Annotated in this window: 14 protein-coding genes; 5 read left to right on the plus strand and 9 right to left on the minus strand. The window is 54.3% G+C overall.

Annotated features, from left to right (window positions below; all coding sequences use genetic code 11):
- Positions 1–13: 13 nt before the first annotated feature.
- From ACXJJC_RS08590 to ACXJJC_RS08600, 3 genes are read right to left on the minus strand one after another with little or no spacing between them, the layout of a single operon-like run.
- Entirely contained in the window at positions 14–1,261 is a 1,248-nt protein-coding gene (locus ACXJJC_RS08590) for an acyl-CoA dehydrogenase family protein (RefSeq protein WP_456371021.1), read from the minus strand.
- 2 nt (positions 1,262–1,263) lie between these two features.
- Positions 1,264–2,733, minus strand: a complete 1,470-nt coding sequence (locus ACXJJC_RS08595) for an AMP-binding protein (RefSeq protein WP_456371023.1) — start codon at positions 2,731–2,733, stop codon at positions 1,264–1,266.
- Positions 2,734–2,760: 27 nt separating this feature from the next.
- On the minus strand, positions 2,761–4,875 hold the full coding sequence (locus ACXJJC_RS08600) for a DEAD/DEAH box helicase (RefSeq protein WP_456371024.1): 2,115 nt from the start codon (positions 4,873–4,875) through the stop codon (positions 2,761–2,763).
- 78 nt (positions 4,876–4,953) lie between these two features.
- Here ACXJJC_RS08600 and ACXJJC_RS08605 point away from each other — a divergent pair, with 78 nt between their 5' ends.
- Together ACXJJC_RS08605 and ACXJJC_RS08610 are read left to right on the plus strand one after the other, a co-directional pair.
- On the plus strand, positions 4,954–5,382 hold the full coding sequence (locus ACXJJC_RS08605; RefSeq protein ID WP_456371025.1) for a thioredoxin family protein: 429 nt from the start codon (positions 4,954–4,956) through the stop codon (positions 5,380–5,382).
- 79 nt (positions 5,383–5,461) lie between these two features.
- Positions 5,462–6,541 carry a sn-glycerol-1-phosphate dehydrogenase gene (locus ACXJJC_RS08610; protein WP_456371026.1) on the plus strand — a complete coding sequence of 360 codons (1,080 nt, stop codon included), beginning with the start codon at positions 5,462–5,464 and terminating at the stop codon, positions 6,539–6,541.
- On the opposite strand, the gene ACXJJC_RS08615 is transcribed toward ACXJJC_RS08610, so the two are convergent.
- From ACXJJC_RS08615 to ACXJJC_RS08635, 5 genes are all read right to left on the minus strand, one after another.
- Positions 6,538–7,023 carry a cysteine-rich small domain-containing protein gene (locus tag ACXJJC_RS08615; RefSeq protein WP_456371028.1) on the minus strand — a complete coding sequence of 162 codons (486 nt, stop codon included), beginning with the start codon at positions 7,021–7,023 and terminating at the stop codon, positions 6,538–6,540. The genes ACXJJC_RS08610 and ACXJJC_RS08615 overlap by 4 nt on opposite strands.
- Entirely contained in the window at positions 7,020–7,880 is an 861-nt protein-coding gene (locus ACXJJC_RS08620; RefSeq protein WP_456371029.1) for a damage-control phosphatase, read from the minus strand. Before ACXJJC_RS08620 ends, ACXJJC_RS08615 begins: the two co-directional genes overlap by 4 nt.
- 2 nt (positions 7,881–7,882) lie before the next feature.
- Positions 7,883–9,745, minus strand: a complete 1,863-nt coding sequence (gyrB, locus tag ACXJJC_RS08625) for a DNA topoisomerase (ATP-hydrolyzing) subunit B (protein ID WP_456371031.1) — start codon at positions 9,743–9,745, stop codon at positions 7,883–7,885.
- Between the two features lie 65 nt (positions 9,746–9,810).
- On the minus strand, positions 9,811–11,622 hold the full coding sequence (locus ACXJJC_RS08630; RefSeq protein ID WP_456371032.1) for an aldehyde ferredoxin oxidoreductase N-terminal domain-containing protein: 1,812 nt from the start codon (positions 11,620–11,622) through the stop codon (positions 9,811–9,813).
- A gap of 27 nt (positions 11,623–11,649) precedes the next feature.
- Positions 11,650–12,321 (minus strand): DUF4350 domain-containing protein, encoded by a 672-nt coding sequence (locus tag ACXJJC_RS08635; protein WP_456371034.1) that lies wholly within the window; start codon positions 12,319–12,321, stop codon positions 11,650–11,652.
- Between the two features lie 302 nt (positions 12,322–12,623).
- Here ACXJJC_RS08635 and ACXJJC_RS08640 point away from each other — a divergent pair, with 302 nt between their 5' ends.
- The 3 genes from ACXJJC_RS08640 to ACXJJC_RS08650 are packed head-to-tail and all read left to right on the plus strand — an operon-like array spanning position 12,624 to position 14,071.
- Positions 12,624–12,806 (plus strand): hypothetical protein, encoded by a 183-nt coding sequence (locus ACXJJC_RS08640; RefSeq protein ID WP_456371036.1) that lies wholly within the window; start codon positions 12,624–12,626, stop codon positions 12,804–12,806.
- A gap of 9 nt (positions 12,807–12,815) precedes the next feature.
- Positions 12,816–13,535, plus strand: a complete 720-nt coding sequence (locus ACXJJC_RS08645; RefSeq protein ID WP_456371037.1) for a pyrroline-5-carboxylate reductase family protein — start codon at positions 12,816–12,818, stop codon at positions 13,533–13,535.
- Complete coding sequence (locus ACXJJC_RS08650; RefSeq protein WP_456371039.1) at positions 13,532–14,071, plus strand: HDIG domain-containing metalloprotein; 540 nt, start codon at positions 13,532–13,534, stop codon at positions 14,069–14,071. Before ACXJJC_RS08645 ends, ACXJJC_RS08650 begins: the two co-directional genes overlap by 4 nt.
- Here the strand turns inward: ACXJJC_RS08650 and ACXJJC_RS08655 are convergent.
- Positions 14,068–14,997: a hypothetical protein gene (locus tag ACXJJC_RS08655; protein ID WP_456371040.1), complete on the minus strand. Its 930-nt coding sequence runs from the start codon at positions 14,995–14,997 to the stop codon at positions 14,068–14,070. The two genes, ACXJJC_RS08650 and ACXJJC_RS08655, sit on opposite strands and share 4 nt — an antisense overlap.
- Between the last annotated feature and the right edge of the window lies 1 nt (position 14,998).

Raw genomic sequence — 14,998 nt, forward strand, 5'->3', positions numbered from 1 at the left:
AAACCCGAAAACCTCACTCATAAACTTTTTCGAACTCCTTGTACCAGTCCATCGCGTCTCTTTCATAGTCCCTGTCGCTTGAAGGGAGGTTCAGCATCTTGTAGGCCTCGTGCTGTATGAGGAGCTTCATGATCTCGTTGCTGCCAGTCCATATCGGGGCGAGGCGCATGTCCCTCAGCATCCTCTCCACGGGATAGACCTGAGTGTACCCTATCCCGCCCAGGATCTGCATCGCGTGATTGACTATCTCCCACCCGAACTCTGTTGCGAGGTACTTCGCCTCGCTCACGAGCCTTCTGGGATCCATCTGGCTTTTTCCTGCATCGTATTCGTCAACTGCCCTTGCAGCGGTGTAAACCAGCGCTCTCGCTGCATCAAGCTTCGCCACGCTTTCGGCAACTCGAAAGCTCACGCCCTGAAACTCCCTTATCTTCCTGCCAAACGCCTTCCTCTTAGTCGAGTACTTCATCGCAACCTCTATCGCAGCTCTCGCGAGCCCAACAGCGCCTGCAGCAGACGTGAGCCTCTCGGGAATCATCATCCTGTTGAATATCTTTCTGGCTCCGTTTACCTCTCCAATCCTGTACTCGTCCGGCACCTCCAGGTTGTTGAAGGCTATTCTTGCCGTTCCCATGCCCCTGAACCCCATGAGGTTGTGCAGGTCCTCCACCTCCACCCCCATGTCCCTCTCAACGAGGAATGCGGTCAGAGCCCTGTGCCCGGGGGCGTTCGGGTCGGTTCTCGCGTAAATCAGGTAGAAGTCAGCGACCTTTCCACCGGCTATGAACCTCTTCACACCGTTCAGTATCCACCTGTTTCCCTTCTTCTCGGCCCTCGTGGTTGTGCCGAAGAAGTCGCTCCCACCTCTGGGCTCGGTCAGACCCTCTGCGGAGATCTTCTTGCCCTCTATTATTGGCTTCAGGAACTCCTCCTTCTGCCACTCCTGACCGAAGCGGTATATCGCCTCGCCGACAATGCTGACCATGGAGTACGAGCAAGCAATCCCGTTTCCGAGCACCCCAACCTCCTCAACTGCAACGCTCTCGGCGAGCCACGTGAGCCCTCTACCGCCGTATTCTTCCGGAAACCTCAGCCCGAGGAGACCTTTCCTGCCCGCCTCTCTCACGAACTCGAACGGATAGTCCACCTCGTCCCTGTCCATCTTCCTCAAAAGCTCGGGATCCACTGAGCTCACGAACTTCTTTACCTCCTCTCTCAGCTCCGCTATCTCGTCACTCAGCAGAAAGTTGTTCTCCAGCATTTTTACCACCCCAGTCTGTTTTTGAGCTCGAGTTTACTTATCTTTCCCGTGCTCGTTAGCGGCATGTCGTCCACAAACACAATGTCGTCCGGAATCCACCACTTGGCAATCCTGCCCTCCTCCGCAGCCCTCCTCAGGTGCTCTAACACCTCTTTCCTGCTGGCCTTTTCGGCGTCAAACGGCTTTATCACAGCAACTGGCCTTTCGTCCCACTTCTCGTCTCTTCTCCCAATCACGGCCACGAACTCGACCCACTGAACCTCAGAAATCACGCTCTCCAGGATGCTCGTCGGAATCCACTCTCCCCCGCTCTTTATGGCGTCCTTGAACCTGTCGAGTATCTTTATTCCTCCGTCCGGCATCTCCACCCCTATGTCGCCGGTTATGAACCACCCGTCTTCTGTGTAGCTCTGCTTAGTCTTTTCCTCGTCCCTGTAGTACCCCATGGGGAGCCATGGCGCCTTGAACAGAATCTCCCCCATCTCCGATTTCTCGAACTTCCTTATCCTGAACCTCGCGAAGGGAACCGGATGGGTGATCTCCCTGATCATCTCCTCGCTCGTGGTGTACTCTGTGAAAACGGCTATCGAGGCGGCGAGCATGTCTGTCGCCCCGTAGATGGTGGTGAAGCGTATCCCTCTTTCCCTCATCTTGTCCGCAAGCCTCCTTGTTACTGCGCTGCCTCCAACAAGCACCTTGACACCACCAAAGCCCTCGTCGGACTCCATGAGCATGTGGATCATCGTCGGCACGGCGTTTATCCACGTGGCCTTTTCCTCTCTAATCTTCCTCGCGGTTTCGAGCGGGTCGAACCTCCCGCCGAGGACAAGCTTGAGGCCGAGGTAGGGTGCGATGAGCACTGAGCCCCAGGAGACTATGTGGTACATGGGTATCTGGGGAAACACCACATCACTCCTTTCGAGCTTCGCCGGGGTGTCGTGCATCGTGAGCTGGTGTGCGATGCTTAATGCACCATCTATGAACTTTCCGTGGGTGTACTTCACGGCTTTTGGCAGGCCTGTGGTTCCGCTGGTGAACATTATCACGGCATCATCTTCCTCACTTGCTCCCTCTTCAACCTCCTCGCCTTTTCCTACCTCCTCCGTACTCACCTTCACGCCATCAAACTTCCCGGCGAGGGCAGAGAAGTCACCGGAGTATATCAGGTACTTCGCATCCGCCTTCTGGAGGGTGTAGAATATCTGCTCCGGAGGGAGCCTTATGTTCACCGGGTAAACAATTCCTCCCGCCATTGGAATCGCGTAGACGAGCTCCATGAAGCGCAGCGTGTTCCAGTCAGCGACGGCAACGACCTCCCCCTTCTCCAGCCCGAGATCGTTTTTCAGCCACCCTGCAGTCCTCTTCACGTCCGCAAAAAAGTCTCGGTAGTTCGTCCTTCCCTCGGGCCCGACGATCTCTACGCCTGGATAGAGTTTCGAGGCTCTCTCCACGATGTACCCAAAGGTTCTCATAATTCTGTGCCGAGACGTAACTATTTATCACTTTCTATCATTTCGGTTCTGGCTTTGCATCCCGTACTCCGCGAGCACCTTTTCCACGATCCTCTTTCCGATGAGTCTCTCGGCGACGCTTCTCCTGATGGCCATGTCCTCAACGGATCTGATGCCGGCATTGTACAGCTTTCTCGCCCTCTTTCTCCCGATCCACCTCAGCCCGACCAGTTCGACGAGCTCGTCCCTCACTCCGTGTTTTATCCTCTCTCCGAGCTTCCCACTCCTCACTGCGAGACCGTTTCCGTGGTACTCGAGAATTTTTGTGAGCGCGTGGAACAGCCACTCGGCGGTCTCGACTATCCTCCTCAGGTCTCCGGGAGCGATGCCGTATTTGGAGCATATGACGTCCTCGTCCCTCTCGTTTATCCAGTCGTTCAGCAGGAGTGCCGTTTTGAACTCTCTAAGGAACCAGTCGTACTCCGAGGAGTAGTAGGATGGGAAGTACGTGAGCTCCTCCCTGAACGCGTAGGCCTCCTCTTCAACCCACTCGTCGCTCTTGCGCAGGTACAGCAGCTCCATGTCGGGAGTTCTGCAAACCAGATGGAGCAGAGCCATGTCGCTGAGACTGTCGAACCTCTTTGCGGCCTCCTTGAATATGAAACCGGTCAGGGGGTCTATGTACAGTTTTGAGACCAGCTCACCCACTTCCGTTGCGGCGAGCACACCGTGATTGCTGACGAATCCCCACTTCTCAAGCTGCAGAACTATCCTCTGAATCTCCCACCTCATGGTGAACTCGTTCTGGTAGGCGAAGAAGGTTGAGGAAAAGAACGATTCAATCTCATCCAGACTTCTTGCGATCTCCTCTGCGATTATCGAGAGTGTGTGGAACCTGAGGTGGTTCTCGCTGCCGAGCTTCGACGTCACCCTTTCCGGCTCTCCAAGGACGAACCTCTCCACCATCTCCAGCGCCTCGTTCCGCGTCTTGGCAACAATGAGGGCCTCTCCGTAGCTGTCGAGTCCCGGCCTGCCAGCCCTGCCGGCCATCTGCTTGTACTCGCTGACCTTTATGAACACGCTGCCGACTCCAGATTCATACCTGCGAATCCCCTTGACTATCACCCTTCTCGCCGGCAAGTTCACGCCTGCAGCGAGGGTGGGGGTTGCGCAGATGACCTTTATTCTCCTCTCCCTGAACGCCTTCTCGACGATTTCTCTCTGGTAGTTCAGAAGACCCGCGTGGTGAAATGCCGAGCCGTACCTGACACACCTCGCGAGCCTCTGGCTCATCTCACCCTCGTTCTCGATGAGTATCTCCTCCGAAAGTGCGGAGTTGTCGTCGGAGAAGTCCGAAATTACAGGTATCAGTTTTTCTGCGAGGGACTCTGCGTTTCTCCTCGTTGACTCGAAAATCAGAACCTGGCCACCCTCTTCAAGCGTGTCCCTCACGAGGCTCTCTATGTTCCTTCCGGCCTTTGCCTCACTCACTCCTCTCTCACTCACTCTCAGCACCTTTCCCGGATAGAACACTCCCTCGTACAGTGGTATTGGCCTCCAGCTGCTTTCAACGAGCTCCGCGTTCAGCCATTCTGCGATCTCGTCAGCATTGGGAATCGTTGCAGAGAGTGCGAGGATTCTCACTGCGGGGTTTATTCTCCTCAGTTTTGCGACGAGTATTTCGATCACGGCACCTCTTTTTGCCGAATCGAGCGTGTGGACCTCGTCTATTACGAGGAGACTCACCTTCCTGATCCAGTCTGCGTGATTTCTTATCAGTGAATCCGCCTTCTCGCTCGTGGTCACTATTATGTCTGCGTTCCCCAGCCACTCGTCCCTGCTGTCGTAGTCTCCTGTGGATATCGCGACCTCTATCCCTATCTCACTCCACTTTCTGAACTCCCGGTACTTCTCACTCGCAAGTGCTTTCAGAGGGACGGTGTACAGGCACTTTCCACCTCTTATGATCTCGTGAACCATGGCAAGCTCTGCGATGAGCGTCTTTCCGCTTGCCGTCGGTACTGCAACCACCATGTTTTTGCCGGAAAACAGACCCTTCTTCACCGCAAGGGCCTGGGGCGGATAGAGCTCCTCGACCCCCCTCTTTTTAAGCAGCTCGACTCCGTAACTCGAGACGTATTCTCTGAGTTCCTCTACCTGCATTTTGCTCTACCTTCTTTGCTTTTTCAGAGAATCTCCCACACGCAAAAAAGCTTTATGTTAGTTGGCCGAGGTTTGCCCATGGACAGCAGGCTGGCCTACATAGCAATCATCGCTGCCGGAATCGTGCTCATTCTCTACGGTTTCATCCCGAAGTCCGGAGGATTTGATGAGAGTCAGTGGTACTCCTTTGAAAAGGCATTTGAGGTGGCCAGGGAGGAGAACAAGAGCATTCTTGTTTTCATCTCCTCCCCCACCTGCGTGTGGTGTGAGAGGATGAAGAGCGACGTCTTCAGCGACCCGAGCGTTATGGCCAAGATAAAAACGAGGTACGTCCCCGCATACGTGGATACCAGCAGGGATCGGGCAGCTCTCTCTCAGTTAGCTGCTCTGTTTGGAGGGGACATCGCGACCCCCGCCTTCGTGATCTACTCTCCATCGGGAAAGCCGGTGGATGGGTGGGTTGGCTACATGCCGAAGGACAGGTTTCTCCAGAGAATCGGTGTTTAGCAATCCTCCCAAAACTTTTTATTGACCGGACGAGACCTTTTTACGCCAGCCCGTGTGTTGGTTCTCTCTCCTTTTGGAGGTGAAGGTATTGAGAAGGTACAGGAGAAAGTATCTCAAGCTTGCTGAGCTACCGAGTCTCGTTGAAATAAGTGAAAATGCCAGAAAGAAGGTTGAGAAGGTAATTGAGGATTTCGACCTGTCGAGTGTGGTCCTCATTTCTGGAAAAACGAGTTACGAGATGGTGGGGCAGAAAATCCACGACAAGATCTCAGACTATGTTGTTGACGTTTTCTACGTAGAAAAGGCCAGAATGGAGGAGGTTAGGAGAATAGAGTTCAATCTGGGCTACACCGACATAGATTCCGTCATCGGAATTGGAGGAGGGAAGGTCCTGGACGTTGGGAAGGTCCTCGCGTCCGAGCTGAACGTGGCCTACATCAGCATTCCAACCGTCGCCTCCCACGATGGAATTGCCTCGCCGGTCGCGAGCTTCAAGGAGGAGAACAGACCCATCTCAATCTCGACCAACCCCCCAACTGCGGTTCTGGCCGACCTGACCATCCTCAGGAAGAGCCCCGTGAGGTATCTCAGGTCGGGCTACGGTGACCTGATTTCCAACGTAACTGCCGTGAAGGACTGGATTCTTGCGAAGGAGAAGGTTGACGAGGAGTACAACGAGGTCGCAGCCTCGATGGCGGTGATGCCTGCAAACCTGATGCTCACCACTGCAAACCTCGACATGGGAAACATCAAGCACTTGGAGATGCTCATCAGGGGCCTCATCCTCAGCGGAGTGTCGATAAGTCTTGTCGGAACGAGCAGGCCAGCGAGCGGTGCTGAACACAAGTTCAGCCACGCTCTCGACTACCTCGGGCACGGCAATGGGTTGCACGGAGAGCAGGTTGGGATCGGGGCGATAATAATGGAGTACCTCCACCAGAAGCACTACGGTATTGGCGACTGGGAGAGGATAAAGCAGTCCCTTGAGAAGGTCCAGGCCCCGACGACCGCGAGGGAAATAGGTCTTACTAAGGAGCAGGTTCTCGAGGCGTTAATGTTCGCAAAGAAAATTCGGAAGAAGAGGTACACCATACTTGAGGACGCCGACCCGTCCAAGGAGGAGTTCGAGCTCGTTCTCGAAAAAACTGGAGTTGCTTAGCGAACCGGCAGCAGAACGCCTTTCTTCCCCCTCAGCTCCCTGCACACCCCCCTCTCCACCTGCACAATCTCGAAGCCGTCCAGAACAACGAGATAGCACCCGTCCTCCTCCTCGACTCTGTAGACAGTGTAGCTCTCCCCGACCTCCCTCCCCCTTACGTTTCCGAACAGGTATTCCTGAAGTATCTCGTTGTAGAACCTCCAGTTTCCCTCCGCAAGAACCTGGAAGGGGTAGCCGGACAGGATGTTCCTTATCTCCTCTGAGTTTTCCCTTCTGTGGATGAACTCGCACCTCAGACAGCTCCACACTCTCCCGTCCTTCAGCACTCCACCGGCCTCATAAATCAGGCAGGGGTAGAACGGGCAGAAGCAGAAGGAGCAGTCCTGTCCCTCAAAGTGGCAAGGGTAGTACTCGCAGTCCTCCTTCTCCACTCCCGTGAGTGCCTGGAACAGCTCCTGCAGCGTCCTCTCCCTGAGGCTCATCTCAGCATCGCCACCATGTCCCCAACCCTCACTCCCACGTCTCTGGCCACCGGCTCGCACTTGGCCTTAAGCAGGAAGGCCACGCTGTCGAAGCTGCTCTCGGAAAGGCACTCGTAGTTTGCCATGCCCTTGGAGATTATGATGTCGGCGTCCTCCATCCTCTCCTTAGTGACCTCCGGAAGCTCCTCCTCGATTATTCCAATCGCACCCAGGCCGTTGGTGAGGACCTCGTCCGCCACCTCGTGTACTCCCGCGAACCTTGCATCCTCGATTGTGGCGTCGCTGAGAACGGGCTTACCCCTGACGACGAAGCTCACCCTGCCTCCGAGCCTCTTCACCTCCTCCACCAGGAGCCTGTCGAGGACGATCTCTCCAGCGTTGTCTGCCAGGTACACAACCCTTCCCCTGCACAGGTGCCTTATCTCGTTTACATCGTCAATCGCAAGCCCCCTCCTGAACTCCCTCTCGAAGTACTCCCTGAAGTTGCTGTCGTTCACCTCGTGCCCACGAACTCCGTAGTCGAAGCTGTTGCCTATTATGCTCGCCACAACCGCGTTTCTGAACCTATTACCCCTCTCCACGTACCTTCTTGCGAGGGGCAGAATTCTCGCGGTTTCCTCGTTTGCCCTCCTCTTCAGCTCTCTGTACGGGTCGTCATTGCCCAGCATTCCGTAGACCATCCTGTGAACCCTTGTGGACGCAACGGCGTTTACCTCCCTTCTCCTGAACTCCTCGAGGATCATCTCCATTGACCTCTCCATTATTCTGCCTATCAGCTCCTCATCCTCGCTGACCATCCTGCACTCCTGGTATATTCTGTTCAGGAGGCACGCCGGACACTTCGCGGACATCCTCATGGTCACACGTCCAGATTCCTCACTTCCTTGGAGTGTTCGATTATGAATCTCCTCCTGTCCTCAACGTCCTCTCCCATCAGGACCGTTATCAGCTCCTCCGCCATCGAGGCATCCTCGATCGTCACCTTGATGAGTATCCTGTTCTGAGGGTTCATGGTCGTCTCCCACAGCTGTTCGGGGTTCATCTCTCCCAGACCCTTGTACCTCTGCACCTCGGCATCCCCAATCCTCTTCAGCAGGTCCTCAAGCTCGCCGTCGGAGTAGACGTAGTACGTCTTCTTGCCCTTCTTTACCCTGTAGAGGGGTGGCTGGGCTATGTAAAGGTGCCCGTACTCTATCAGCGGCCTCATGTAGCGGTAGAAGAACGTGAGAAGGAGCGTCCTTATGTGAGCACCATCCACGTCGGCGTCGGTCATTATGATGATCTTTCCGTACCTCATCCTGTTCACGTCGAAGTCCTTGCCCATTCCTGCCCCTATTGCCGAGATTATCGCCTTGACTTCCTCGTTCTTCAGGACCTTCATGAGCCCTGCTTTCTCGACGTTAATTATCTTGCCCCTGATCGGTAGTATGGCCTGAAACCTCCTGTCCCTCGCCTGCTTGGCAGAACCACCGGCCGACTCACCCTCCACGATGAACAGCTCCCTCTCAGCTGGGTTTCTGGAGGAGCAGTCCGCCAGCTTCCCGGGGAGGGTAGCGACCTCGCTCTTCTTCTTCACGAGCTCTCTCGCTCTCTTTGCGGCCTCCCTCGCCTTCCTCGTCGTCTGACACTTCTCGATGATCTTCGAGGCCGAATCAGGGTTCTCCTCCATCCACTCAAGGACTCTCCTGTAGACCACGCTCTCCACAGCCGTTTTAACCTCGCTGTTACTCAGCTTCGTCTTCGTCTGCCCCTCGAACTGCGGCTCGGGAACCTTAACCGAGATTATGGCTGTAAGCCCTTCCCTGACGTCGAGGCCGGTTATGGGAGTGTACTTCTTGATGTGCTTCCTTCCGTACTCGTTTATCGCTCTCGTAAGCCCTGATCTGAATCCCACGACGTGCGTTCCACCCTCGTCGTTGTGTATGTTGTTCGCGTACCCCATGACGACCTCGTGATCGGTGTCTGTGAACTGGAGGGCGATCTCCATTTCTATTCCGTTCACCTTCTCGTGAATGTAAATGGGATCGTGAAGCTTCGTCTTTCCCTTGTTCAGGAGCTTTATGTAGTCCAGAATGCCGTTCTCCGAGTAGAATACCTCTCTCTTGTTCTTCCTCTCGTCAACGAGCTCGATCTTCACGCCTTTGGTGAGAAACGCGAGCTCCTTCAGCCTGTGGGCCACTATGTCGTACCTGAATTCTGTAGTTTCGAATATCTCCTCGTCGGGCTTGAACCTGATGAGCGTGCCGGTATCATCCGTTTCGCCAACCACTTTCAGCTCGGTAACGGGCCTCCCCCTCTCGTACCTCTGGTAGTGGATCTTTCCGTTCCTCTTCACATAAACCTCGAGCCACTCAGAGAGCGCGTTGACGACTGAGATTCCCACCCCGTGCAGACCTCCGGACACCTTGTAGGCCTTCTTGCTGAACTTTCCGCCAGCATGCAGCTTCGTCATCACAATCTCGAGTGCCGGCCTTCCGAGGCGGTGCATCTCCGTCGGGATACCTCTTCCGTTGTCCTCCACGCTCGCGCTACCGTCTTCATGGAGCACGACCTTTATCCTGTCGCAGTACCCGGCGAGGGCCTCGTCTATCGCGTTATCCACTACCTCCCACAGAAGGTGGTGGAGCCCGCGAATTCCGATTCCGCCTATGTACATTCCGGGCCTCTTTCTCACAGCCTCGAGATCGCTAAGAACCTCTATGTGCTCTGCTGAGTACTCCATACCGTCACCTCAGGTTTAGAGAAGCATTGTGGAGTAGGGTGGAAGGCTTTAAAAACTTACTCGACCTAAGGGCAGCCTTCCCCTCCCCATCCCCTCATCCTGTAGTACTGCCTGAGCATCTCAACGACATCTTCGTAGCTGTAAACCCTGCCGGTGAGGTAGTCCCTCCACACCTTCTCACCCTCCCACGTTCTGAGCGGCTCGAAGAACTTTCTTGGCGGGAGATCGTCTTCGAAGCTGTAACCCTCGGAGCAGTTTAGTTCTCTCGCTAGGCTGAATGCCCTTCCTCCAGCATCGACTATTTCCTGTCCGCTCACCACTATCCCTGTCGCGTTCGAGAAGAGCTCTGAAAGAACGTCCACGTTCAGGCTCCTGGCTATGCTTTCTCTCCTGCAGAGGGCGAGGCCGTTCAGGGCCCACAGCCAGTTCTCGGCGGCGAGAGTGAACAGGGCGGGGTTAAAACCATCTCTGAAAGTTTCCGCTATCAGCCCCTCACTCGCGCCTATGCTCCTCATGTACCTCTCAATGCTCTCCTTCTTTCTCCCCGGAAGCACGGTGATCGTGACCGGCCCCTCCTGGGCCCCTCGCGGATTCGTCAGCAGGCCGAACGCCTCGCTTCCCGAGGCAACCCTCGGGTCGAAGAGCGGCTCCATCTTCTTTATGAAGTAGTCCTCGAACTCGTACCTCTCTTTCAGACCGTCAACTCCTCTGGCGAGCAGCTCTCCAATACCTTCGTGGCGGACCGTTTTTTCCATTAGCTCGATGACTGCTTTCGAACTCCTCTCTATGCCAACGTCAGCCCTTCCCTCCTCCTTCAGGGTGGCAAGGATGTCGAAGAGCTCGGCGAACATCATCGCGTCTATTCCAAGCCTGTTGGCTACATCGTGGCAGAGCACAGCTCTCTCTGCACTCTCGACCCCGCACTTGACTCCGAACTCATAGGCAACGCCGAGGTAGAGGGATGAGGGTGTGACTATCTCCTTCCCGTCCACCTCAGCCCTCAGAATGGCCTTGCATGGGGATGGACAGCCGTGACATCCTGTGCTTCTGAGTTTTATTTCCCTCAGGTACTTCTCCACTCCAAACTCTCTCGCAACGCTCTCGCTAACAGCCTCGCTCTTCATTCTCCTCGCCAGGTACCCGTGCTTCGCCCAGCTGTCCCACGCGGCCATTATTCCCATCTCTGCGTAAATCTTGGTAACCCTGTCCCTCATAACGCTCTCTCTGAACTCCTTCACAGCGGCTCTGAACCCATCTTCGTTTGCGATTCTCGCCTTTCCGGTCCCTCCGACTCTTATCGCTTTCAGGTTCTTGCTTCCCATCACTGCTCCGAGCCCTGCTTTGCCGAGGTGGTGTATGCCGTCTATAAGCGCGAGAGCATATCTGACGAGGTTCTCCCCTGCCTGACCTATGGTGAGAACGCTCCTTCCTCTCTCCTTCAGCAGCTCGTAGCTGTCGAGCGCGTCCTCCCCCCAGAAATCTGCGTCTCTGATCTCCACTTTACCGTCGAAAACGTCAATCCACACGGGTCTGTCAGCTCTGCCCTTTATCAGAATGAAGTCGAACCCCGCTCTCTTCATGTCCCTCGCGAAAGCGCCTCCACCTACTGAAGGCCCGTACGTTCTGTTCAGCGGGTTCTTCGTCACGGCAACAACCTTCGTCGCTCCCGGGACAGTGGTGTTGGCAAGAATTCCCGCAGAGAATACAATGAAGTTGTCCTCGCTCAGGGGATCAAAACCTCCGGAAAGTGTTTTTGCGATCTCGTACGCGATTCCCATTGTTCCGAGCCACTTCTCGTATTTTTCCAGTTCGACTTCGTGAACCTCATGTTTTCTTTCGGTGAGATCAACTTCGAGCAGCCTTCCAGTAAAGCTCATAATTTAAAATTTGAAAACCGGAAAAATTTAACCTTTGCCATTTTTCAGTATGAAATCTGCGAGGTTCTCGACGAACTTCAGGTTATCGGCGCTCTCTATGTATGCGTCCATGAAGGCCGCGTCGTCGCCGACGAGTATCACGTAACCCTCGCCGTACCTCTTCATCCCCACGAGCCCCATTTCCGTGCCGTCAGATAGCCTTATCACATCCTCATTTTCCACGAAAATCGGATCGCTGACCCTGAATGCTCCGTAGAGCACCATGCTTTCAACATCCCTGGACAGATCCGTTTCCACGGATGGAACGGCCCTGACCACGTTGTGTTCTATCGGGCTCGTTTCTGCGTCCATTCCGAATTCCTTCAGCAGCGGCATGATGTTGGAGGGTGGGATGTGGATCATGATCACGAGAATTCCGCCACCTCTAACGAAGTCCACTATCTCCTTCTCGTAAACTCTGTGCGCTGGGCCGGTGAGGATGTAGGCCTTGGCACTTCTGAGGTCCTCGATCCCGCCATCAACCACCTCCAGACCTCTCTCCGAGAACACGCCCCTCATCTTATCGAAGCTCGAGAATATCGGTCTGTGCTGTGTGTCAAAGACGACCTTCACGTTCTCATCGTCCGAACACCCCGATGTGATCAGGAGAGGTACTGAGAGCGCAATCAGGAGCAGCAGGGTGCGGTTCTTTGCGCGCATAAGTTTGGTTTTGTTTCTGTGAATTTAAGTTTTTTTCTCGTATGTTGTGGTTAGGAAATTTAACTGAAGTGCGCAATCTCCGAAAGCGTTTTTCAACCTTGCCACATTTTATTTTGCGTGTGCGAATTGCTCTGCAAATCCTGCTTGCGTCGAGAACTGGGCAGGTTGCCCGGGCCTGCCGGCTCCTGCAGGCTAACCGGAATGGTTGGCTGGAGCATGTAGCACGAGAGCTGCGATTATGGGTGGAGGGTGTTCGGCGGTGAAAGGAAAGCGATATATCTCTCCCTGAACACAGAATTGTCATGGTGATTTTCAGGTTCGTGGAGGATGGAAGCGAGGTGGAGGTTGCCGGTGACGAGGCGGTTGAATACGCCAGTAAGCTTTATGAAAGTGGGATGGTTCTTCTCTATGACAACTCGGCCGTCAGGCCCGAGGAAGTCGTGGACAGGGAAGTTGTTGAGGTTATGGGTTTCGTGTGCGATTGAGGTGGAATCATGAAGGTTGCTGTGATAGGTGCCGGAAACCTCGGGACGGCGATAGTTAAGAACGCTGTGAAGAACGCTGAGGTCATCGCCGTTAGGAGGAGAACGGAGCTGTTTCCAGACATAGAGGGTGTGGAAGTGGTCTCTGAAATTGAGGCGGCCAAGGATGCGAACATATTCGTCGTCACGCTCAAACCCTCCGTTTTCAGGAAGAACATGGAACTGATCGGGAGTGTGGCAAAGGGGAAGCCGCTAATAAGCTTCGCTGCGGGAGTGAAGCTGGAAGAGATGCTTAGGCACATAGACAACCCCTTCAGGGCGATGACGAACCTCGCGATCGAGAGTAAGGGCGTGGTCGCCTGCTATCCTCCCGAGACTGCAGAGCACCTGAGGTTCCTCGATGCCGATTTCATATTCTGCCATGATGAGGGAGAACTGGAGGCGATGACGTCTTTCCTCGGGAGCGCTCCAGCAATACTTGCCAAGCTGATAAACGCGTTTGTTCTGTCCGCGGTCCATCAGGGCGTTAGCTACGAAAACGCCAGAAAGGCCGCTATATCTGCTTTCGAGGCATCCTCGTACCTCTACGAGAGCTACGGGTTTGAAGAGACTGTGAAGAGGGTGGCAACTCCCGGAGGGACGACTGCTGAAGGCCTCAGAAAGGTCGTTGATGCTGAGAGAGCACTGATGGATGCACTCATAGCTGCGAGCCGGAGGGCTGATGAACTTTGAGGGAACTCGATCTCCTGAAGAAGTACGTTAAGGATGAAAAGCTGATAAAGCACTGCCTCGCCACGGCGGCGGTAATGAGGGGCATAGCGAGGGAGCTTGGTGAAGACGAGGAACTCTGGTGGAGGATTGGAGTTCTGCATGACATTGACTACGAGCTTGTTGGGGAAGATATGGAAAGGCACGGCGAGGTGGGGGCGGAGATACTCAGGAAGGAGGGCTACGGAGAGATAGCTGACGTTGTTGCGAGGCACAACCACATGAGACACGGGATGGACTACGAGGAGCCGGTGGAGGTGGCCCTGCAAGCTGCAGACAGCGTTTCCGGGCTGATAATTGCCTGTGCTCTCGTCAAGGGCGGGAAAATCACAGAGGTAACTCCGAAGACCGTGAAGAAAAAATTCAAGGAGAAGAGCTTTGCGGCAGGCTGTGACAGGAACAGGATAAGACTCATCGAGAAGCTGATGCCGCTGGAGAAGCTCTACGAAGTCGGGATAATGAGTCTGCAGGAAATAAAGGATGAATTGGGGCTGAATTAGCCCCTTTTCCTGAACTCGTACAGTATCCCCTCGTGGGTTATTGTGTATGCTGTGCCATCTTCTCCTTCCGTTTTTATCACTGGACTCTCCGAGAGCTGAAAAACCTTTTTGAGGTCCTCGAAGCTGTTTAGAACGACCTTTTCACCATCTTGCCTTCCTTCGATTATGTAGGACTTGCTTTCTGATCTTTCCGACCTCAGATCTGAAATCTGATGTCTGTTTATGACTGCTGCGGGTATAAGGGCTGATATGGTGAGGGTTGCGTAAAGAAGTCTCGCGTTTCCGACGTCAAGCCCCGTTACACTGTTCTCCTCCACAGTCCTGACGTTCCTTGTCACCTTGTCGCTCTTTTCAGTGTCCTTGAATGCGAATGTGTCTGATCCTGAGATGAAAGATATTGTGTGGACAAAACTCTCTCCCTTAGCATCTGCTTTAACAGTGATGACGACGCTCTGAATAACTCTGCTGAATCCGGTCCCCTCCTTAACTCTTTTCAGATCTTCCTGAAGTGATGCCGGGGTTAGCGTGAAATTCAGTAGCTTGCTCCCGCTGAACTGCCCACTTTCAGAGAGGATGTTCTCCTCCCACACCAGCGTCTTCTCTCTTCCGTTCTGGATGTAGTACGAGGCATCGACTGACAGGAGGTACTCGCCCTCACTCTCCGGACTTGTCGTGAGCGTGTAGTTTCCATGGATCTTATCCGTTATCTTTCTCGGGTAAACGCTCAGCGATGCCGAATCACCGTATATGGATTCGTTTGAGAAGTCTGCGTGGTGCTTGAGACTGCCTCTGAACTCTATGACCTTTTCACTCGTCTCTTCAACAGTGACTGGATCAACAGAGTATGCGTAAACCGCCATTCCTGCAGAAAGTACTGCTGCAGTTACCAGAAGGGCGGTTAGAACCTTTCTGCTAAGCGGATCCATT

The sequence above is a fragment of the Geoglobus sp. genome, from assembly GCF_054018175.1.

Excerpts from the sequence above, each read along its gene's own strand:
- gyrB (WP_456371031.1), bottom strand. The coding sequence starts at position 9,745 with ATGGAGTACTCAGCAGAGCACATAGAGGTTCTTAGCGATCTCGAGGCT.
- ACXJJC_RS08615 (WP_456371028.1), bottom strand. The coding sequence starts at position 7,023 with ATGAGCCTCAGGGAGAGGACGCTGCAGGAGCTGTTCCAGGCACTCACG.
- ACXJJC_RS08635 (WP_456371034.1), bottom strand. The coding sequence starts at position 12,321 with ATGCGCGCAAAGAACCGCACCCTGCTGCTCCTGATTGCGCTCTCAGTA.
- ACXJJC_RS08600 (WP_456371024.1), bottom strand. The coding sequence starts at position 4,875 with ATGCAGGTAGAGGAACTCAGAGAATACGTCTCGAGTTACGGAGTCGAG.
- ACXJJC_RS08595 (WP_456371023.1), bottom strand. The coding sequence starts at position 2,733 with ATGAGAACCTTTGGGTACATCGTGGAGAGAGCCTCGAAACTCTATCCA.
- ACXJJC_RS08630 (WP_456371032.1), bottom strand. The coding sequence starts at position 11,622 with ATGAGCTTTACTGGAAGGCTGCTCGAAGTTGATCTCACCGAAAGAAAA.
- ACXJJC_RS08655 (WP_456371040.1), bottom strand. The coding sequence starts at position 14,997 with ATGGATCCGCTTAGCAGAAAGGTTCTAACCGCCCTTCTGGTAACTGCA.
- ACXJJC_RS08645 (WP_456371037.1), top strand. The coding sequence starts at position 12,816 with ATGAAGGTTGCTGTGATAGGTGCCGGAAACCTCGGGACGGCGATAGTT.
- ACXJJC_RS08620 (WP_456371029.1), bottom strand. The coding sequence starts at position 7,880 with ATGAGGATGTCCGCGAAGTGTCCGGCGTGCCTCCTGAACAGAATATAC.
- ACXJJC_RS08605 (WP_456371025.1), top strand. The coding sequence starts at position 4,954 with ATGGACAGCAGGCTGGCCTACATAGCAATCATCGCTGCCGGAATCGTG.
- ACXJJC_RS08590 (WP_456371021.1), bottom strand. The coding sequence starts at position 1,261 with ATGCTGGAGAACAACTTTCTGCTGAGTGACGAGATAGCGGAGCTGAGA.
- ACXJJC_RS08640 (WP_456371036.1), top strand. The coding sequence starts at position 12,624 with ATGGTGATTTTCAGGTTCGTGGAGGATGGAAGCGAGGTGGAGGTTGCC.